Annotated in this window: 17 protein-coding genes and 2 tRNA genes; 13 read left to right on the top strand and 6 right to left on the bottom strand. The window is 72.3% G+C overall.

Features of this window, described 5'->3' with window-relative positions; translation table 11 throughout:
- Positions 1–176: 176 nt before the first annotated feature.
- The 6 genes from ACFVVX_RS04535 to ACFVVX_RS04510 all read left to right on the top strand — a co-directional run bounded on the left by ACFVVX_RS04535 (position 177) and on the right by ACFVVX_RS04510 (position 3,758).
- Positions 177–920 (top strand): DUF3566 domain-containing protein, encoded by a 744-nt coding sequence (locus ACFVVX_RS04535; protein ID WP_387941289.1) that lies wholly within the window; start codon positions 177–179, stop codon positions 918–920.
- Between the two features lie 268 nt (positions 921–1,188).
- Positions 1,189–2,595, top strand: a complete 1,407-nt coding sequence (locus ACFVVX_RS04530; protein WP_387941287.1) for a class I SAM-dependent methyltransferase — start codon at positions 1,189–1,191, stop codon at positions 2,593–2,595.
- Between the two features lie 16 nt (positions 2,596–2,611).
- A tRNA-Ile gene (locus ACFVVX_RS04525) sits at positions 2,612–2,688 on the top strand.
- A gap of 119 nt (positions 2,689–2,807) precedes the next feature.
- Positions 2,808–3,122 (top strand): DUF6191 domain-containing protein, encoded by a 315-nt coding sequence (locus ACFVVX_RS04520; RefSeq protein ID WP_387941285.1) that lies wholly within the window; start codon positions 2,808–2,810, stop codon positions 3,120–3,122.
- A 243-nt stretch (positions 3,123–3,365) separates the two neighbouring features.
- Positions 3,366–3,494: a DLW-39 family protein gene (locus ACFVVX_RS04515; protein WP_014137031.1), complete on the top strand. Its 129-nt coding sequence runs from the start codon at positions 3,366–3,368 to the stop codon at positions 3,492–3,494.
- Positions 3,495–3,685: 191 nt separating this feature from the next.
- A tRNA-Ala gene (locus ACFVVX_RS04510) sits at positions 3,686–3,758 on the top strand.
- Positions 3,759–3,872: 114 nt separating this feature from the next.
- Here the strand turns inward: ACFVVX_RS04510 and ACFVVX_RS04505 are convergent.
- Positions 3,873–4,715: a DUF5324 family protein gene (locus ACFVVX_RS04505; protein ID WP_387941284.1), complete on the bottom strand. Its 843-nt coding sequence runs from the start codon at positions 4,713–4,715 to the stop codon at positions 3,873–3,875.
- A gap of 201 nt (positions 4,716–4,916) precedes the next feature.
- Here ACFVVX_RS04505 and ACFVVX_RS04500 point away from each other — a divergent pair, with 201 nt between their 5' ends.
- Both ACFVVX_RS04500 and ACFVVX_RS04495 read left to right on the top strand, forming a co-directional pair.
- Positions 4,917–5,441, top strand: a complete 525-nt coding sequence (locus tag ACFVVX_RS04500) for a peptidylprolyl isomerase (RefSeq protein ID WP_387941282.1) — start codon at positions 4,917–4,919, stop codon at positions 5,439–5,441.
- Positions 5,442–5,527: 86 nt separating this feature from the next.
- Entirely contained in the window at positions 5,528–6,433 is a 906-nt protein-coding gene (locus ACFVVX_RS04495; protein ID WP_387941280.1) for a rhomboid family intramembrane serine protease, read from the top strand.
- Between the two features lie 410 nt (positions 6,434–6,843).
- Here ACFVVX_RS04495 and crgA read toward each other — a convergent pair whose 3' ends face one another.
- Positions 6,844–7,092, bottom strand: coding sequence for a cell division protein CrgA (gene crgA, locus ACFVVX_RS04490; RefSeq protein WP_387941278.1), 249 nt, complete (start codon positions 7,090–7,092; stop codon positions 6,844–6,846).
- Positions 7,093–7,265: 173 nt separating this feature from the next.
- Between crgA and ACFVVX_RS04485 the strand changes: the two genes are divergently transcribed.
- The 5 genes from ACFVVX_RS04485 (at position 7,266) to ACFVVX_RS04465 (ending at position 11,244) form a co-directional block, all read left to right on the top strand.
- Complete coding sequence (locus tag ACFVVX_RS04485; RefSeq protein ID WP_387941276.1) at positions 7,266–8,027, top strand: DUF881 domain-containing protein; 762 nt, start codon at positions 7,266–7,268, stop codon at positions 8,025–8,027.
- A gap of 71 nt (positions 8,028–8,098) precedes the next feature.
- Complete coding sequence (locus ACFVVX_RS04480) at positions 8,099–8,275, top strand: hypothetical protein (protein ID WP_387941274.1); 177 nt, start codon at positions 8,099–8,101, stop codon at positions 8,273–8,275.
- 55 nt (positions 8,276–8,330) lie between these two features.
- Positions 8,331–8,996 (top strand): aminodeoxychorismate/anthranilate synthase component II, encoded by a 666-nt coding sequence (locus ACFVVX_RS04475; protein WP_387941272.1) that lies wholly within the window; start codon positions 8,331–8,333, stop codon positions 8,994–8,996.
- A 4-nt stretch (positions 8,997–9,000) separates the two neighbouring features.
- Positions 9,001–10,125 carry a class E sortase gene (locus ACFVVX_RS04470; protein ID WP_387941270.1) on the top strand — a complete coding sequence of 375 codons (1,125 nt, stop codon included), beginning with the start codon at positions 9,001–9,003 and terminating at the stop codon, positions 10,123–10,125.
- A gap of 291 nt (positions 10,126–10,416) precedes the next feature.
- The gene (locus tag ACFVVX_RS04465; RefSeq protein WP_387941319.1) at positions 10,417–11,244 is read left to right on the top strand and encodes a class E sortase; all 828 of its coding nucleotides are present in this window, start codon (positions 10,417–10,419) and stop codon (positions 11,242–11,244) included.
- Between the two features lie 204 nt (positions 11,245–11,448).
- Here the strand turns inward: ACFVVX_RS04465 and pknB are convergent, their stop codons facing one another.
- The 4 genes from pknB to ACFVVX_RS04445 form a co-directional block, all read right to left on the bottom strand.
- Complete coding sequence (gene pknB / locus ACFVVX_RS04460; protein ID WP_387941268.1) at positions 11,449–13,602, bottom strand: Stk1 family PASTA domain-containing Ser/Thr kinase; 2,154 nt, start codon at positions 13,600–13,602, stop codon at positions 11,449–11,451.
- 262 nt (positions 13,603–13,864) lie between these two features.
- Positions 13,865–15,322 carry a peptidoglycan D,D-transpeptidase FtsI family protein gene (locus ACFVVX_RS04455; RefSeq protein WP_387941266.1) on the bottom strand — a complete coding sequence of 486 codons (1,458 nt, stop codon included), beginning with the start codon at positions 15,320–15,322 and terminating at the stop codon, positions 13,865–13,867.
- On the bottom strand, positions 15,319–16,695 hold the full coding sequence (locus ACFVVX_RS04450; RefSeq protein WP_387941317.1) for an FtsW/RodA/SpoVE family cell cycle protein: 1,377 nt from the start codon (positions 16,693–16,695) through the stop codon (positions 15,319–15,321). Before ACFVVX_RS04450 ends, ACFVVX_RS04455 begins: the two co-directional genes overlap by 4 nt.
- Positions 16,696–16,867: 172 nt before the next feature.
- A complete protein-coding gene (locus ACFVVX_RS04445; RefSeq protein WP_387941264.1) occupies positions 16,868–18,523 on the bottom strand; it encodes a PP2C family protein-serine/threonine phosphatase in 1,656 nt (551 codons plus the stop codon).
- Positions 18,524–18,565 lie beyond the last annotated feature (42 nt).

Raw genomic sequence — 18,565 nt, 5'->3', positions numbered from 1 at the left:
GGGGGGTCTCCCCTCCCTGGGCGTCCCCCCCCCGCGCTGGGCGGTGGCCCCCCGCCCCCCCCCGGGCCGGGGCGCCCCCGGCCGCCGACCAGTTCCGGGCAATCCCGCCGGGCGCTGGGTGACGAGTGACGACGCAGGGCGGTCCGCCGCCCTGGTGGGAAGTGCGGGAGGACCAGGTGAGTGGAGCCACGGGTGCTGCGGGAGGAGCCACCGGCGGCCGTCCGGGCGCAGCACAGGGCGGCGGGGGCTACGGGGTGCCGCAGCCGCCGGCCGAGCACCCGGCCGCGTCCACCTCGCTGATGCCACCGGTCGGTGCGGCGGGCCAGGGCGGCGGGGCGACCTACGGCGGCCAGCCGACGCCCCCGCCGCCGCCGGGTGCGCCGGCGGGCGGTCCGGGTGGGTTCTCCCAGCCGACCACGTACGCCAAGGGGCAGCCGACGCCGCCGCGGGGGACCAGGGTGAGCGGCAACACCCCGCCCGGCGGCACGCCGGTGCCGGGTGCGGCCCGCCGCCCCGCCGCCGCGCCGGCCGCAGGGCCGGGCCTGGGCCGGACCCGCAAGGCGCGGCTGCGGGTGACCAAGGCCGACCCGTGGTCGGTGATGAAGGTCAGCTTCCTGCTGTCGCTGGCGGTCGGGATCATCATCATCGTGGCGGCCGCCGTGCTGTGGATGACGCTGGACTCGCTCGGCGTGTTCGACTCGCTGACCAAGACCCTGAAGGACGTCACCGGCTCGGACGCCAGCGGCGGCCTGAACCTGATGGACTACGTCGGCTTCGGCAAGGTGATGACCTTCACCTCGCTGATCGCGGTGGTGGACGTCGTGCTGCTGACCGCGCTGTCCACGCTGTCGGCGTTCATCTACAACGCCGCGGCCGGTTTCACCGGCGGCATCGAGCTGACCCTCGCCGAAGAGGACTGATCCGGCTGCGCCGACGGCTCCCTGACCCCCGGTCAGGTTTTCGTCCGCAGGCGGAATGAGCGGGCCCCGCAGGCTGTTGCAGCCTGCGGGGCCCGTTGGCATTCGGGTGACAGCCAGCCCCCGCGGCGTGCCGCCCGGATCGGCGCCACTCGCGGTGGGATTAGCTGGGTGCCGCTCGTTCCGAGTTTCCGAGTGCCGCAGGCCGCCCCCCGGTCCGACCGGCCGGGGCTGGTACGGCTGTGCAGGTACGGCTGGACGGAGGCGCGCGATGGCTCAGCTCGCAAGGCAACTCGTCGAGGCCCTGGAGGGGCTCCTGGGGGTCCAGGTGCCCCTGCGGGTGCAGGCCTGGGACGGCAGTGCCGCCGGGCCGCCGGGCGCCCCCACCGTGGTGCTGCGCAACCGCCGGGCGCTGCGCCGCCTGCTCTGGCAGCCGGGGGAGCTGGGCCTGGCCCGCGCCTACGTGTCCGGGGACCTGGAGGTGGCCCCGGGCACCGACCTCTACGAGGTGCTGACGGCCGTCGCGCACTTCGTCGAGCTCCCCGAGATCCGGTTGCTGGAGCTGGGCCCTTCCGACGTCCTCGGGGCCAGGGGCCGGCGGGTGGTGGGCGCCCTGCTGCGGGCCGGTGCGCTGGGCCCGCAGCCGGCCCCGCCGCCGGAGGAGGCCGGGGCGGTCACCGGGCGGCTGCACAGCCGCAGCCGGGACCGTGCGGCCATCAGCCACCACTACGACGTCGGGAACGACTTCTACGGCCTCGTGCTGGGCTCGTCGATGGTCTACTCGTGCGCGTACTGGGAGCCCGCCGCCAAGAGCCTGGAGGCGGCCCAGGAGGCCAAGCTGGACCTGATCTGCCGCAAGCTGGGCCTGCGGCCCGGGATGCGGCTGCTGGACGTCGGCTGCGGCTGGGGCTCGCTGCTGCTGCACGCGGCGCGGCACTACGGCGTCACGGCGGTCGGCGTCTCGATCTCGGCCGAGCAGGTCGAGCTGGCCCGCCGGCGGATCGCCGAGGCCGGCCTGGCGGACCGGGTCGAGGTCCGGCTGCAGGACTACCGGGAGATCCCGGACGGCCCGTTCGACGCGATCTCCAGCGTCGGCATGGCCGAGCACGTCGGCTCCGCGCAGTACCTGGTCTACGCCGAGGGGCTGTACGGCCTGCTGGCGCCCGGCGGCCGGCTGCTCAACCACCAGATCGCCCGCCGGCCCGACCGCCGGGGCGAGCCGTACCGCCCCAGCCCGTTCATCGACCGCTACGTCTTCCCGGACGGCGAGCTGTCCCCGGTCGGTTCCACGGTGGCCCGGCTGGAGGAGGCGGGCTTCGAGGTCCGCGACGTGGAGTCGCTGCGCGAGCACTACGGGCTGACCCTGCGCGAGTGGGTGGCCAACCTGGAGGCGCACTGGACGCAGGCGGTCCGCCTGGTGGGCCGTGGCCGGGCCCGGGTCTGGCGGCTGTACATGGCGGCCTGCGCGCTCGCCTTCGAGGAGAACCGGATCGGGGTCAACCAGATCCTCGCCGTGCGCACCGGTCCCGAGGGCGCCGCGCACCTCCCCGCCACCCGCGAGGAATGGCTGCTGCGCCCGGCCGCCGCCCCCCACCAGCACGCCTCCCCCGGCCGTCCCCGGCCGGTCGCCGCGACCCCCGCGGACCCGGATTTGGGAGATCGGCCGTCGGTCCGCTAATCTTTCAGTGCGGCAAGGGCCTATAGCTCAGACGGTTAGAGCGCTTCCCTGATAAGGAAGAGGCCACAGGTTCAAGTCCTGTTAGGCCCACCACCGCGAAGGGCCCGGAGTGATCTCACTCCGGGCCCTTCGGCGTTTTCCCGGCCGCCGCCGGAACTGTGCGCCGGGCCCCGGGGTTGTACGGGTAGGGCCTGTGGAGAGGTGGTGGCGGTATGGCGCTGTTCTGGGCCATGAGCATTCCCGGGTTGGTCTGCGCGCTGGTGGCGCTGGCCTTCGTCGACCAGCTGGCGGTGCGGGCCCGGCGGTCGCGCTGGGTGCCCTGGCGGGGGACGGGCCGGGAGGGGCAGATCTCGTCGACCGGGTTCGAGCAGCTGCACGCGCAGTTCGCGGCGGGCAAGCAGCACGAGCTGGACGAGCGGCGCAGCACGCTGATGCTGCGCGACGAGGAGGGCGAGGGGGCGCCGCCGCGGACCAGGGTGGACCTGTCGGCCGGTACGGCCGTGGTGGTGCCGCCGACGCGGCCGTGAGCGGTCGGCGGCGGACCGACCGTACGACAGGAGGTATGGCGTCAATCCTCCGGCCGGACCGGTCGGTTGGAGGCAGCGGCGGCTGGTCACGATTGGGACACCGGTGTGTATCATCGGCCGCAAGGGCAGTCTGGCACCCGACAGCCCGTTCGTGCTCGAAACAACTCATGGACTCGTCGGCCCGGCCATTCCGGTCGGAGCACGGCTGTTGAGTCCGAAACGCAAGAAGGACGAGGTCCCGCGGTGAAGAAGCTTCTCCTGGTCGCCCTGGTCGCCCTCGGCGGCTTCTTTGTCTACCGTCAGGTCCAGGCGGACCGCGCCGAGCAGGACCTGTGGACCGAGGCCACCGACCCGGTCCCGGCCGGTCGCTGAGGCCCCGGACGATCTGACGATCGACGATCTTCGGAGGCGCCGCAGGGTGCCTCCCGGGCCGGTCGGCCCGGTCCTGTGACCGGGTCGGCCGGCGCTTCACGCGCCGGTCGGTCAGGCGGTGCGGGATACCGCGTGGGATTCCCGCCGGGACCCGGTACGCTAGTTCCCGTCGGTACGCGCCGTGCCGTCGAGGGGCTTTAGCTCAGTTGGTAGAGCGCTGCCTTTGCAAGGCAGATGTCAGGAGTTCGAGTCTCCTAAGCTCCACAGTTTCACGCCGTTCGGCCGCCGACCCCGGATCCGGGGTCGGCGGCCGTTCTGCTGTGCGGCCGCGTTGCTGTGCGGGTGTCCGCGCGGCCCGGTGCGGCCGGCCCGGGCCGGTCAGTGCGGCTTGCGCGGGTCGTGCGGCTTGGGGCGCTCGTCGTCGGAGCCGGGCTTGCCGGGGGCCGGCTCGGGGGCGCCGGCCTGGGCCGAGGCGGCTGCCGAGCCGTTCACCGGGGCGTCGGCGGCGGTGCCGGCGCTCGCGGCGTGCGCGCCGCCGGGCCGGGTGGTCGTGGTGCTCGCGGGGCCGTCCTGCGGGTCGTTCCCGGTGTCCTGGGCGGACGACGGCTCGACCAGCCACTCGGGGTCGCCCTGGTGGCGCCACCAGTGCCAGATCAGGATGCCGCTGCCGATCGCGAGGGCGCCCGCGACGGCGAGGCCGGTGGCCCAGCCGCTGCGCTGCTCCTTCCTGATGTTCCTGGCGCGGAGGTCGCCGATCTCCGCGGAGGTGACGTGGCCGTGCAGGGCGGTCAGCGCGGCCGCGCCGCGGGTCTGGGCCTCCTGGGCGACGGGGACGACGGTGGAGCGGGCCCCGTCGACCACATAGGTGACCCGCGGGCCGACGGTGGACCGCGCCTGGTCGGCGGCGCGGGCCGCGGAGTGGCGGGCGGCCAGGGCGGCCTCCTGGGTGCGGTGCAGGGCCTTGAGGGCGTGTTCCTGGGCGTCGGGCGGCAGGCTGGCGAAGGCGTGACCGAGCTGTGGGGCGATGCGCCGGTCGTACTGGACGCGCACGCCGTGGGCGGCCTGGGCGGTCTTCGGCCCGATCGACTCCAGGGCGGGGCCCAGCCGTTGCTTCGCGCCGTCCGCGAGGTGCACCGCGGTGTCCTTGGCGGTGGCGGCGTAGGGCGCGAGGGTGTCCCGGGTCTTTCCGGCCGTCTCACGAGCTGAGTCCAAACGGGTCACGAGTCTCTCCTCCTCGGTGGGCGTCCTTTATGCACATATCCACCTGAATGCTGATCATGCATCCTGATTTGCCCACCGGCACTCCGGAGTGGGCCACGCGCGGTAGCCGGGAGGCCCGGCGGGGAGGACGGTGACCGGGGTGGGCCACAGGGGGCGTGGGATGATTCCTGGTGTTACTGACGTAGACAGGAAGGCAGTCCAGTGGCCGAGGAACTGTTCGCCACCCTCAAGACCAACAAGGGCGACATCAAGATCAAGCTGTTCCCGAACCACGCCCCGAAGACGGTGGCCAACTTCGTGGAGCTCGCCGAGGGCAGCAAGGAGTGGACCCACCCGGGCACCGGCGCCGTCTCGAAGAGCCCGCTCTACGACGGCACGATCTTCCACCGCGTGATCTCCGGCTTCATGATCCAGGGCGGCGACCCGCTGGGCGTCGGTGTCGGCGGCCCGGGCTACAAGTTCGCCGACGAGTTCCACCCGGAGCTCACGTTCAACCGTCCGTACCTGCTGGCGATGGCCAACTCGGGCCCGGGCACCAACGGCTCGCAGTTCTTCGTCACCGTGGTGCCGACCGACTGGCTGAACCGCAAGCACAGCATCTTCGGCGAGGTCGCCGACGAGGCCGGCCGCAAGGTCGTGGACGCCATCGCGGCGGCCCCGACCGGCCGCCAGGACCGCCCGGTGGACGAGATCAGGATCGAGTCGGTGGAGATCACCCGCGCCTGATCCGGTCGCAGTACGCTGACGATCCCGGTGGTACCCCGTTCGGTGGGGCGCCGCCGGGATCGCGTTTACGAGAAGGGGACCCGCTGATGCTCCCGGACGAGCCCAGGCCTCCGGCCGACCGCCCGCCGCGGGCCGACGGCGGCTCCGGGCTGCCCGGCTGCTACCGGCACCCGGACCAGGAGACCGGCATCGGCTGCAGCCGGTGCGGACGGCCGATCTGCCCGCAGTGCATGGTGAGCGCCTCGGTGGGCTTCCACTGCCCGGAGTGCGTCAGCGGCGGCCACCGCGAGGTGCGGCGGGCGACCACCCGCTTCGGCGGGCAGCTGACCGCCGACGGCGGGCTGGTCACCAGGATCCTGGTCGGGATCAACCTGGTGGTCTTCGTCCTGGCCGCCTACGTGCTCACCCCGTGGCTGGCCGAGGACCTCTCGCTGTTCAGCGTCGGCCCGCAGATCACCGGCTTCCCGTACGGTGTCGCGGCCGGTCCCGACCAGTGGTACCGGCTGCTGACCGCGGCCTTCCTGCACACCGCGCCGTGGCACGTCGCCACCAACATGGTGGTGCTCTGGGTGATGGGCCCGCCGCTGGAGGCGGCCCTCGGGCGGCTGCGCTACCTCGCGCTCTACCTGCTCTCCGGCCTGGCCGGCAGCGCCTTCGCCTTCCTGGTGGCCGGCGGCTTCATGAACTCGCTGGGGGCCTCCGGGGCCGTGTTCGGGGTCTTCGGTGCCACCGCCGTGATGTACCGGCGGACCAGGACCCCGCTCGGCCCGGTGGCCGCGCTGCTGGTGTTCAACCTGATCGTCACGTTCTCGGTGCCCGGGATCGACTGGCGCGCGCACATGGGCGGCCTGGTCGCCGGGACGCTGACCGCGATCGGGCTGATGTACGCCCCGCGCGAGCACCGGAAGGCCGTCCAGGGGCTGACCCTGGCCGGGATGCTGGCCGTGGTGCTGGTGATGGTGCTGGTCGGAACGGCCCGCTACGGCGGGTGACGCGACCGGGCGTTTGTCCACAGCGGGTGGGGAGTTGTGCACAGCCGGTGTGTCCGACCCGGTGTGGACGATTGTTCTACGCGTGTCCTGCTGTGCGTATTCGGCATTCGGGGGAGCGCGTGCGGGCGTGTGGAAAGCGTGTCCGCCGCAAGTTATCCACAGGCTGTGGGGACTTTTCCCCAGTGTGGATAACCATGTGGATAAACGCGATAACGGGATGAGCGGACGATCCGACTGCCAGCGGTCCACGGTTTCACCGCCGCGTGACCCGGCCGCGGACAGCATGGTGCACCGCCCCGGCGGTCGGGCCGGGGCGGTGCGGACGCGCTCGGGAATCCGGTGCGCTCAGGCGCTCGGCGTGCTCGGCGTGCTCGACGGCACGGTGCGCTCGGGGCCGACGGCGCCCGGCGCTACTTCCACTGGGTGGAGACGCCGAACCCCGCGGCGATGAAGCCGAAGCCCACCAGGATGTTCCAGTTCCGCCAGCTCTCGACCGGCCAGCTGCCACTGGTCACGTAGTAGGTGACGATCCACACCAGGCCGACCAGGAACAGCGCCAGCATCAGGGGTGCGACCCAGCCGCGGCCCGAGCTGATCTTCACCACAGCCGTCGTCGGCGGGGTGTAGTCGGACTTCTTGCGGAGTCGAGACTTCGGCACGAGGAGCTCTCCTGTCGATGCGCTGTGAGACCGCGCAGGGTGCAGCGGGGGGTGAGGCGGCAGTATTGATGGCTGTGCCGGAAAGCAATGGGGACCGATCCCACGCATGCCACCGGCGTCCGTTAGCGTAGTGGCTCGGCGGGTCTGAAGTAGATAAGGGTACGGTGCCTAATTTGTCGATTCCCCCTCAGCCCGCCCGCACCCGTGCCTCCGGCACCCGAATTGTCGGCCGTGCCCTGACCTGCGCCGTCTTCGCGCTCGCCGGGCTGCTCTTCTACATCAGCGCGCAGACCGCCCGCGGCACCGATCTGCGCACCGACAACTCCCTGCTGAGCCTCGGCGACGTGATACGCCAGCGCAGCTCGCAGAACCAGCAGGCCCAGGCACAGCTCGCCGACCTGCAGACCCGCTCCCAGCAGCTCACCGAGCAGCAGGGCCAGAGCCCGGCGGACGCCGCCCGGCTCGACGCCCTCCAGCAGGCCGCCGCGCTGGAGCCGCTGCAGGGGCCCGGTCTGACCGTCACCCTGAACGACGCCCCGCCGAACGCGACCGCGCGCATCCCCGGGGTGCCCGAGCCGGGCGTGAACGACCTGGTCATCCACCAGCAGGACATCCAGGCGGTGGTCAACGCGCTCTGGCGGGGCGGCGCCGAGGGCGTCCAGGTGATGGACCAGCGGCTGATCTCCACCAGCGCCGTCCGCTGCGTCGGCAACACCCTGCTGCTGCAGGGCCGGGTCTACTCGCCGCCCTACGTGGTCAAGGCGGTCGGCCGGACGGACGCGCTGCGGGCGGCGGTGGACGGCGACCCGACGATCCGCACCTACCTCAAGTACGTGCAGGCGTACGGGCTGGGCTGGAAGGTCCAGGAGAGCGGCGAGCTGACGGTGCCCGGCTACTCCGGCACGGCGGACCTGCGCTCGGCCGGCGGGCAGTGACGGCGGCCCGCCGCCCGGGCCCGGATCGCGGGTCTACTCTTGACCCCAGTCCGTTACGTCGAGGGAGCACCATGTACGGCTGGATCTGGCGCCACCTTCCGGGGAACTCCCTGGTCCGGGCCGTCATCTCGCTGCTCCTCGTCCTGGGGGTGGTCTACCTCCTGTTCACCTACGTCTTCCCGTGGGCGGAACCGCTGCTGCCCTTCGGCGACGTCACAGTGGACGGCGGTGACGGCGCCGTCGGCTGACCCGGCGGCCCTGCTCCTCCTCCCCGTCCCCGCATCCCACGGAGATAGCGTCCGAATGACCACCCAGCTGACCTCGCCGCCCCGCATCCTGGTCGTCGACAACTACGACAGCTTCGTCTTCAACCTGGTCCAGTACCTCTACCAGCTCGGCGCCACCTGCGAGGTGGTGCGCAACGACGAGGTGACGGTCGATCACGCGGTGCGCCGCGACGGCGGGGCCGGGTTCGACGGGGTGCTGCTGTCGCCCGGGCCGGGGGCGCCGGAGGAGGCCGGGGTCTGCATCGAGATGGTGCACCACTGCGCGCGGATCGGACTGCCGGTGTTCGGCGTCTGCCTCGGCCTGCAGTCGATCGCGGTGGCGTACGGCGCGGTGGTCGGCCGCGCGCCGGAGCTGCTGCACGGCAAGACCTCGCTGGTCGAGCACGAGGACGGCGGGGTGTTCGAGGGCCTGCCCTCGCCGCTCACCGCGACCAGGTACCACTCGCTGGCGGTCGAGCCGGCCACCGTGCCGTCGGAGCTGGTCGTCACCGCCCGCACCGAGAGCGGCGTGATCATGGGCCTGCGCCACCGGGAGCTGCTGGTGGAGGGCGTGCAGTTCCACCCGGAGTCGGTGCTCACCGAGGGCGGGCACCGGATGCTCGCCAACTGGCTGGCCGAGTGCGGCGACCCGCACGCGGTGGGCCGTTCGGCGGGGCTCGCCCCGGTGATCGGTCGGGGCTGAGCGCGTGACCGCGGTGCGTCCGGAGGGGCGTTACCAGCCTGGGGCGGACCAGCACGGGGGCGAGCCGTACGGCCCGGGCGGGCAGCCCGCCGAGCAGTACGGGCAGCAGTACGGCACACAGCACTACCAGCCGTACCCGGGACAGCCGGGCCACTCCGGGGAGAGCGGCACGGCCGAGGACGGCTGGGGCGTCTACGACCCGGTCGCGCCGCCCGGGCCGGCCGACCCGCAGCCGCCCGAGTACCCCTGGCTGGCCGACCAGACCCTCCAGCTGCGCCTCCCACAGCTGCACGAGGACGCGGCGCCGACCGGCGGCCGGGCCGAGCGCCGGCGCGCCGCGCAGGGGCGGATGGCGGTGCGCTCCGGCAACGGGCGCCGACGGGCGGGCGGCCGGGCCGCGGCCGGGGCCCCGGTCCGGGCCAAGGAGTCGGTGTTCGTGGTGGCCGCCCGGATGGTCGGCGAGCTGTGCATAACGCTGGGCCTGGTGATGCTGCTGTTCGTCTCGTACCAGCTCTGGTGGACGAACGTGCAGGCCGACGCCGCCGCCGACGGCGCCCGCAACCAGCTTGAGCACCAGTTCGACGCGGCCCAGCCGGCGCCCGCCGCCGCGCCCGGCGCACCCGCGCCGGGGCCGCCCAAGCCGGAGGTGTTCGAGCCGGGCAAGGGCTTCGCGATCATCCACATGCCGAAGCTCGGTCTGAAGTTCCCGATCGCCGAGGGCACCTCCAAGCCGGCGGTGCTCGACAAGGGGCTGGTGGGCCACTACAGCGGCACCGGGATGCCGGCCGACAAGGCGGGCAACTTCGCGCTGGCCGCGCACCGCAACACCCACGGCGAGCCGTTCCGGCACATCAACCAGCTCACCAAGGGCGACAAGATCGTGGTGGAGACGGCGACCGCCTACTACACCTACGAGATCACCGGCGGGATCCCGGAGACCCCGCCCTCGAACGTCAGCGTGATCAAGCCCGTCCCCAACGGTTCGGGGTACAACCAGGCCGGCCGGTACATCACCCTGACCACCTGCACTCCGGAGTTCAGCTCCAAGGCCCGGTTGATCCTCTTTGGCAAGATGACCGAGGAACGGCCGCGCAGCCAGGGCAAGCCGCCCGGTCTCACGGTCGGCTAGTGCCGCGTCAGGCAACTTTTGCCCGTCAAGGAGCGGCGTCCGGTGCGTGCTATCGGCGTGCCGGCCGGAAGTCCTCGTACTGGACGTACTTGGGCTTTCGGCCGGTGCGGCGAGAGTGCGTGCCGGGCGTCGCGACGGGGCGAAGGTTGCCTGACGCGGCACTAGGTCCGGTCGATCCGGCAAGATCGACCGGACAGGGCCCGGCGACCGGGGCGGCGGCCGCCGCAGGGCGTCCGGGCGGCGGCGTCCCGGTAGGGGCGTCCAGGCAGACGGGGAGAACAGGTGACCCAGGTGAGCGGTGCGCAGACCGGCGAGACGGCGGAGGAGGCCTTCCCGCCGCTCCCGCCCGCCCGCCGCCGGCGGGGCCGGGCACTGGCCGCGCTCGGCCTCTTCGGGGAACTGCTGATCACCCTGGGCCTGCTGCTCGGGCTGTTCGTCGCCTACTCGCTCTGGTGGACGGACGTCCTGGCGGACCGGTCCGCCTCGCAGGCCGCGGACCGGCTGCGCGACGCCTGGGCGGCCGGCCCCGCCACCCCTCCGGTCGTTCCGGTGCCCGTCCCCGTCCCCGTGCCCGCCCCCGGGTCGCCCGTGCCCGTGTCGCCCACCGCCGTGCCGCCGCCGCTCGCGACCGGTGAGGCCGTCGGCTTCCTGCACGTCCCGGCGATGGGCAGGGACTTCCAGGTGCTGATCCGGATGGGCACCGACACCGCCACCCTGGCCGAGGGCGTCGCCGGGGTGTACGAGCAGCCGTACCGCGCCGCGATGCCCTGGGACGCGAGCGGCAACTTCGCGCTGGCCGCCCACCGGGACGGCCACGGGGCGAAGTTCCACGACCTCGACGCCGTCCACAAGGGCGACGCGGTCGTGGTCGAGACCAAGGACACCTGGTACGTCTACCGGGTCGACAGCACCCTCCCGGAGACCTCCAAGTACGACACCGGCATCGTCGCGCCCGTCCCGAAGGGCTCCGGCTACCAGGCTCCCGGCCGCTACATCACCCTGACGACCTGTACGCCGGTCTACACCTCGCGCTACCGGATGGCGGTCTGGGGAAGCCTCGTCCGGGCCGACCCGGTGGACGCCCAGCGGACCTTGCCGCCCGAGCTGCGGCACGGCTGAGCTCCCGCAGTCTCCCGACTGGGGCCCGGGAGGCCCGGGAGGGCGCCCTGAGCGGCCGTGGAGCGGTCCTCGCGGCCCGCAAGGGGGCCGGGACGGGGAAAAGCCGCAGAAGGCCGCGGAGAACGCCCGAGGGGCCCGCCGCACCGGCCTGCACCGGCTGCGACGGGCCCCTCGGGTTCAGCTCAGAACCAGGGGAACCACGGGTTAGGGGTGGTCCCCCCCTTTGGTGTTGGAGGGCGAGGGGTTGGTGGGTGTGTCGGGCCCTTTGGTCGGCTCGGCCGCCCTGGTGATCAGGCTGACCGAGGTGCTCGGGTCGACCTGGGTACCGGCGCCCGGCATCGAGGACATCACCAGCGCGTTCGGGTCCTGCGGGCCCACCATGACGGTGTAGCCCAGGCCGAGCGCCTGCAGCTGCTTGATGGCGTCCTTCAGCTGGACGTTCTGCAGCGGCGGCACCTGCACCTTGTCCGGCGCCTTGAAGATGGTCAGGACGACCTTCGAGTTGGCCGGGGCCTTGCTGTTCGGCGGGAGCGACTGCGAGGCGACGGTGTTGACCTTGGTCGGGTCGGTGGTCGCCGAGGTCTTCGAGGCGTCGACCTGGAACCCGGCGGCCTCCAGCGCGGCCTGCGCGGCCTCCTTCTGCTGGCCGACCACACCGGGGACGGGCACCTTGGCCTTGCCCTGGGAGATGGTCAGCTTGACCGTGGCCGTCGGGTCGCCGGGGGCGCCGCCCGCCGGGTCCTGGGCGGTGACCTGCTCCACCGGGGCGTTGTCGTCGTCCTTGTACTCGGGGACGACGTTGGTGAAGCCCGCGTCGGTGAGCAGCTTCGTCGCGGCTTCCTTGGTCTTGCCCACCACGTTCGGCACGCTCGCCTTGGCCGGGCCGGAGGAGAGCTGCACCGTGATGGTGGCGGTCTCGGCGACCGGGCTGGCGGCAGCCGGGTTCTGGGTGCAGACCTGGTCCTTCTTGATGTTGGTGTCCGGGCAGGCGATCTTCTCGCCCTCGGTCACCACCAGCTTGGGACCGGCCGCGGCGGCCAGGCTCTTGGCCTCGGCGAGGCTCTTGCCGACCAGGCTGGGCGCGGTGACCTTGGGCGCGTCCTTCTTGCCGGAGTCCTTGTTGCCGCTGAACATCGCTTGGGCCACGAAGAAGGTGCCGACCAGGACCAGCACGGCCGCGACGGCCAGCACGATCCAGGAGGTGTTGCTCTTCTTCGGCGGCTCCTCGCCGCGCCGGCCGCCGCCGCGGCCGTAGCCGTCGTCGTAGCCGTCGTTGCCGCCGCCGCCCTGGGCACCCGCGTAGGTCTGGCCGTAGCCGTTGTCCGGGTAGCCGGCCTGCTGGCCGTAGCCGGGCTGGGCGGAGGCCTGCGGCAGCACGGTGGTCGGCCCGCCGCCGGGCTGCTGCGGCAGCATGTTGGTCTGGCCGTACGGGTCGTGCTGCGGGTAGCCGTTCTGGTCGTAGCCGTACCCGGCGCCGCCCATGCCGTACGCGGCGGCCTGCTGGGCGGCGGCCACCGGAAGGCCGTCGAGGAAGCGCTCGATGTCGTCGCGCATCTCGTCGGCGCTCTGGTAGCGGTAGTCGCGGTCCTTGGCGAGCGCCTTCAGCACGATCGCGTCGACCTCGGGCCGCACCTCGGGGTCGAAGACGGACGGCGGCTGCGCCTCCTCCCGGACGTGCTGGTAGGCCACCGCGACCGGGGAGTCGCCGACGAACGGCGGCCGGACGGTCAGCAGCTCGTACAGCAGGCAGCCGGTGGAGTAGAGGTCGGAGCGGGCGTCGACCTGCTCACCCTTGGCCTGCTCCGGCGAGAGGTACTGGGCGGTGCCGATGACGGCGGAGGTCTGCGTCATGGTCATCCCGGCGTCGCCCATCGCGCGGGCGATGCCGAAGTCCATGACCTTGACGTTGCCCTGCCGGGTCAGCATCACGTTCGCGGGCTTGATGTCGCGGTGCACGATGCCGGCCCGGTGCGAGTACTCCAGGGCCTGGAGGATGCCGATGGTCATCTCCAGCGAGCGCTCCGGCAGCAGCCGGCGGCCGGAGTGCAGCAGCTCGCGCAGGGTGGACCCCTCGACGTACTCCATCACGATGTACGGGATGGAGATGCCGTCGATGTAGTCCTCGCCGGTGTCGTACACGGCGACGATGGCGGGGTGGTTCAGTGACGCCGCGGACTGTGCCTCACGGCGGAAGCGGGCCTGGAACGACGGATCCCGGGCCATGTCGGCCCGGAGCGTCTTCACTGCGACGGAACGGCCGAGCCGGGTGTCATGGGCGAGGTACACCTCGGCCATGCCGCCGCGTCCGAGGACGCCGCCGAGCTCGTACCTGCCGCCTAGGCGACGAGGCTCTTCCATAGTTCCGACCCTCTCCCTCACCCGCCGGTGAGGTTGTGACGTAGGTGTCCCCGCACGCTCTGAGTGACGCCGTCCGGGCCCCGGATGGTTCTGCGAACCGGGTCGTGAGGCGCCTCGCGGGCGGCAACGGGTACACCCGCTGCTGCGGATACGCTACCGGTCGCACCACGTCGGACCCGAGTCGACCGCAGGCCGATACCAGACCGGTATCCGGACGGGGGTGCCGATCGTGACATTCCACTCACTCGACACGGCCGGGCTCCTACTTGCCGAGCGCGGCCTGCATCACCGCCTTGGCGATGGGCGCGGCCAGCCGGCCGCCGCTGATGCCGTCACGGTTGTTGGAGCCGTCCTCGACCACGACCGCCACCGCGACCGACTGGCCGTCGGAGGTCTTGGCCCAGGAGGTGAACCAGGCGAAGGGCAGTCCGGCGTTGTCCTCGCCGTGCTGCGCGGTACCGGTCTTGCCGCCGACCGTCAGACCCGGGATCCTGGCGTTCTTGCCGGTGCCGTTCTCGACCACCGAGACCATCATCTCCTGCAGCTTCGCCGAGGTGGCCGGGCTCATCGGCTGGGAGAACTGCTTCTCGGTGTGCTTGGAGACGGTGGTCAGCGAGGCGGAGCGCTCCTGGTCGACCAGGTACGGCTGCATCAGCGAGCCGTTGTTGGCGATGGCGGCCGCGACCATGGCCATCTGCAGCGGGGTGGCCCGGGTGTCGTGCTGGCCGATCGCGTCCATCGCGGTGCCGTCCGGGCTGGAGTTGCTCGGGTAGACGCTCTTCTCGGAGCGGACCGGGGTGTCCACGGCGCTGTTGAAGCCGAACTTCTCGGCCTGCGCCCGCAGCTTGTCCTTGCCCAGGTCGACGCCGATCTTGCCGTAGACCGTGTTGCAGGACTGGTCCATGCCGGACTTGAGCGTGGCGTTCTCGCAGCGCTCGTTGGGGCTCTCGTTCTTCAGCTGCGTCGTGGTGTTCGGCAGGATGTACGGCTCGGGCGTCGAGGTGGCGTCGTCGATGTTCTGGTACAGGCCGTTCTCGAACGCGGCGGTCGCGGTGACCAGCTTGAAGGTCGAGCCGGGCGGGTACGTCTCGCGCAGCGCGCGGTTGAGCATCGGCTTGTTCGGGTCCGCGTTGAGGTCCGTCCAGGCCTTGGAGTCGGTCGAGTCTCCGCCGGCGAAGGTGCCGGGGTCGTAGGACGGGGTGGAGACCAGCGCGAGGATCGCTCCGGTGCGCGGGTCGATCGCGACCGCCGCGCCCTTCTTGTTGCCGAGGCCGTCCCACGCGGCCTTCTGGGCCTTGGCGTTGATCGTGGTGACCACGTCGCCGCCCTTCTTCGGCTCCCCGGTCAGCATGTCCAGGGTGTTGCGGAAGAACAGCCGGTCGTCGCTGCCGGAGAGGATGCCGTCCTCCAGCTGCTCCAGCTGGCTGCTGCCGAAGGACTGCGAGGAGTACCCGGTGACCGGCGCGTACATCGGGCCGTCGACCCAGGAGCGCTTGTACTTGTAGCGCAGGCCGTTCACGAAGTCGGACTGGGTGACCGGCTGGCCGCCGACGATGATGTTGCCGCGCGGGTGGGCGTACCGGTCGTACACCTGGCGCTTGTTGTTCTTGTTGTTGGCCCAGGCCTCGCCCTGGACGCCCTGCACCCAGTTGGTGCGCACCATCAGGGCCAGGATCAGGACGAGGCAGAAGATCGAGACCCGGCGGATCGGCTTGTTCACGAGGCTTGTCCCCCCTGGTTCTCGGCGGCGGGGGCGGGTTCCGCCCCGGGGCGGCGGGCACTGTCGCTGATCTTCAGCAGGATCGCGACCAGGGCCCAGTTGGCGACCACCGAGGACCCGCCCTGGGCGAGGAACGGCATGGTCATACCGGTCAGCGGGATCAGGCCGGTGACGCCGCCGGCCACCACGAAGACCTGGAGCGCCATCGCCGAGGAGAGGCCGACGGCGAACAGCTTGCCGAACGGGTCGCGGGCGGCGACGGCGGTGCGCAGGCCGCGCTGGATCAGCAGGGCGTAGAGCATGAAGATCGCCATCAGGCCGGTGAGGCCCAGCTCCTCGCCGAAGGAGCCGAGGATGAAGTCGCTCTTGGCGGCGAAGTCGATCAGCCAGGAGCGCCCCTGGCCGAGGCCGGAGCCGGTCACCCCGCCGGAGCCCAGCGCCATCAGCGACTGGCCGATCTGCTCGGTCGCGCCCAGCGGCGGTTTCGGTGCGAAGGCGGCCATCGGGTCGAGCCAGGCGTTGATCCGGACCTTGACGTGGCTGGCGGTGGAGGCGACCGCGACGGCGCCGCCCACCGACATCAGCAGGCCGAAGACGATCCAGCTGGTGCGCTCGGTGGCGACGTACAGCATCACCACGAAGAGGCCGAAGTACAGGAAGGACGAGCCGAGGTCGTTCTCGAAGATCAGGATCAGCAGGCTGAGCAGCCAGATCACGATGATCGGACCGAGGTCGCGGCCGCGCGGCAGGTAGAGGCCCATGAAGCGGCGGCTGGCCAGGGCCAGGGCGTCGCGCTTCACCATCAGGTAACCGGCGAAGAAGACGGTCAGGATGATCTTGGCGAACTCACCGGGCTGGATCGAGAAGGCGCCCATCCGGATCCAGATCTTGGCGCCCAGGTCCTCCTTGCGCTCCGGGAAGAAGGCCGGTGCGGCGAGCAGCACCAGGGCCGCCGCCATCGAGATGTAGGTGTAGCGCTGGAGGACCCGGTGGTCCTTCAGGAAGACCATCACCACGATGAAGAACGCGACCCCGAGGGCCGACCACATCAGCTGGTTGGCGGCCGCCGGGTAGTTGCTGTGCAGCAGCTTCCCGGCCTTGTCGAGCCGCCAGATCATGACCACGCCGAGCCCGTTGAGCAGGGTGGCGATCGGCAGCATCAGCGGGTCCGCGTACGGCGCGAAGCGGCGCATCAGCAGGTGGGCGACCAGGGCGAGCGCCCCCATGCCGAGGCCGTAGCCGAGCATGCCGGCCGGCAGCGTGCCGTCCATGGCGAGGCCCACGTTGGCGTACGCGAGGACCGGCAGCACCACCGCGAAGGCCAGCATGGCCAGCTCGGTGTTGCGCCGGTTGGGCGTGCCCTGCGGGGAGATGGTGGTGTTGCCCCGGCGCCGGGAGGAGGCGCGGTCGGCGGGGACACCGGTGGGCCGTTGGTCGCCGGACCGGTTGTCGGGGCCGCTGCTCAGGTCGAAGGTGCTCACGTGGAGGCCGCTCCCTGACGGCCGGCGGGCCCGCGCCGGGCGGCCCTATGTCGGGTCGCGGCCGTCACGGCTTGGGGCAGGAGTCGGCGCGCTGCCGCTCCTCGTCGCTCAGGCCCGGCAGCTCGCCCGGCGTACCGGCGGCCGGGGCCGCGGCGCTCTGGCTGGGCGCGGCCGTGCTCGGCGTGGCGGTCGGGGTCGGGGTGGCCGTCGGAGCGGCCGCGGCCGGGCCCCGCAGGCTCGCGTTCGGGCTGGGCGTGGTGGCCGCGAGGAACCCGACGTGCGTCACCGCACCGGCGGGCGCGGCGGTGGGCTGCGCCGTCGGCTGGGTGCCCGGCACCGCCGGGTTGGCCGCGGCCGTCCTGGCGTCGGAGACCTTCCGGCAGAAGGTGACCTGCTCGCCGAGCTTCTTCACCGTGGCGTCGGCGTCGCCCAGGCTGCCGGCCGAGATGGTGTTGGTGACGTGGGTGCGCTGGTCCTGCGGCAGGAACTTGAGCTCGACGTCCTTGTACGAGGTGTGCACCGAGGACAGGCTCAGGCCGGCCAGGCTCTGGTTGATGCCCTGGTAGACCGCGACGTGGTCGCCGTCGACGCCCACGTAGTACTGGTCCTGGGTCCACTGGTAGCCGAAGAACCCGGCGCCGCCGAGCAGGCCGAGGGAGACCAGCGCCACCAGCGAGAGCTTCAGCGCCTTGCCCTTGCGCTTGGGCCGGTCCTCGTCGTCGAACTCCTCGGTGCCGTACACCGACGGCTCGCCGGCGCCGTACCCGTCGTAGCCCTCGGCCGGGCCGAAGCCGGCCGGGGCGGCGCCCTGGTAGCCGCCGTCGTAGCCCTCGGGGGGGCCGAAGGCGCCCTGCGGGGCACGCCCGAGGCCGGCCGCCCGGCCGGCCGGGGTGTCGCGGATCGACTGGTCGGCGGCGGTCGAGGACGGCGGGGTCTCGGCGACCGCGCCGACCACCACCGGGACGTCGTTGTACTGGCCGCTCAGGGTGTCGGTGGCGCCGACGTCGATGACGTCCGCCACGATGCAGGTGATGTTGTCCGGACCGCCGCCGCGCAGCGCGAGCTGGATCAGCTCCTGCACGGTCTGCTCGGGGGAGTAGTAGCTCCCGAGGGTGTCCTGGAGGGTCTGGTGGCTGACCGGGCCGGAGAGGCCGTCGGAGCAGATCAGGTAGCGGTCGCCGGCCCGGACCTCGCGGATCGACAGGTCGGGCTCGACCTGGCCGCGGCCGTCCAGTGCCCGCATCAGCAGCGAGCGCTGCGGGTGGGTCTCGGCCTCCTCGGGCGTGATCCGGCCCTCGTCGACCAGCCGCTGCACCCAGGTGTGGTCCTGGGTGATCTGCACCAGCGCGCCGTCGCGCAGCAGGTAGGCACGGGAGTCGCCGACGTGCACCAGGCCCATCCGCTGCCCGGTCCAGAGCATCGCGGTGAGGGTGCAGCCCATGCCCTCCAGCTGCGGGTCCTCCTCGACCATCTGCCGCAGCCGGTCGTTGGCGCCCTGGACGGCGTCACCGAGCAGGGTCAGCAGGTCGGCGCCCGGCACGTCCTCGTCCAGGCGGACGATCGAGCCGAGCACCTCGGAGGACGCGACCTCGCCGGCCGCGGCGCCGCCCATGCCGTCGGCCACGGCCAGCAGCCGCGGCCCGGCATAGCCGGAGTCCTCGTTCCCCTCCCGGATCAGTCCCTTGTGGGAGCCGGCGGCGAAGCGCAGCACCAGGGTCATGCGACCTGAGCCCCCCTCTGGGTCATGGACGGGATGCTGTCC

Source organism: Kitasatospora sp. NPDC058170 (genome assembly GCF_042883905.1).
Classification (GTDB): domain Bacteria; phylum Actinomycetota; class Actinomycetes; order Streptomycetales; family Streptomycetaceae; genus Kitasatospora.
The sequence above is the reverse complement of the archived record's forward strand: the minus strand, read 5'-3'. Positions and strand labels throughout refer to the sequence as shown.

Excerpts from the sequence above, each read along its gene's own strand:
- ACFVVX_RS04530 (WP_387941287.1), top strand. The coding sequence starts at position 1,189 with ATGGCTCAGCTCGCAAGGCAACTCGTCGAGGCCCTGGAGGGGCTCCTG.
- ACFVVX_RS04520 (WP_387941285.1), top strand. The coding sequence starts at position 2,808 with ATGGCGCTGTTCTGGGCCATGAGCATTCCCGGGTTGGTCTGCGCGCTG.
- ACFVVX_RS04495 (WP_387941280.1), top strand. The coding sequence starts at position 5,528 with ATGCTCCCGGACGAGCCCAGGCCTCCGGCCGACCGCCCGCCGCGGGCC.
- ACFVVX_RS04480 (WP_387941274.1), top strand. The coding sequence starts at position 8,099 with ATGTACGGCTGGATCTGGCGCCACCTTCCGGGGAACTCCCTGGTCCGG.
- ACFVVX_RS04475 (WP_387941272.1), top strand. The coding sequence starts at position 8,331 with ATGACCACCCAGCTGACCTCGCCGCCCCGCATCCTGGTCGTCGACAAC.
- pknB (WP_387941268.1), bottom strand. The coding sequence starts at position 13,602 with ATGGAAGAGCCTCGTCGCCTAGGCGGCAGGTACGAGCTCGGCGGCGTC.
- ACFVVX_RS04445 (WP_387941264.1), bottom strand. The coding sequence starts at position 18,523 with ATGACCCTGGTGCTGCGCTTCGCCGCCGGCTCCCACAAGGGACTGATC.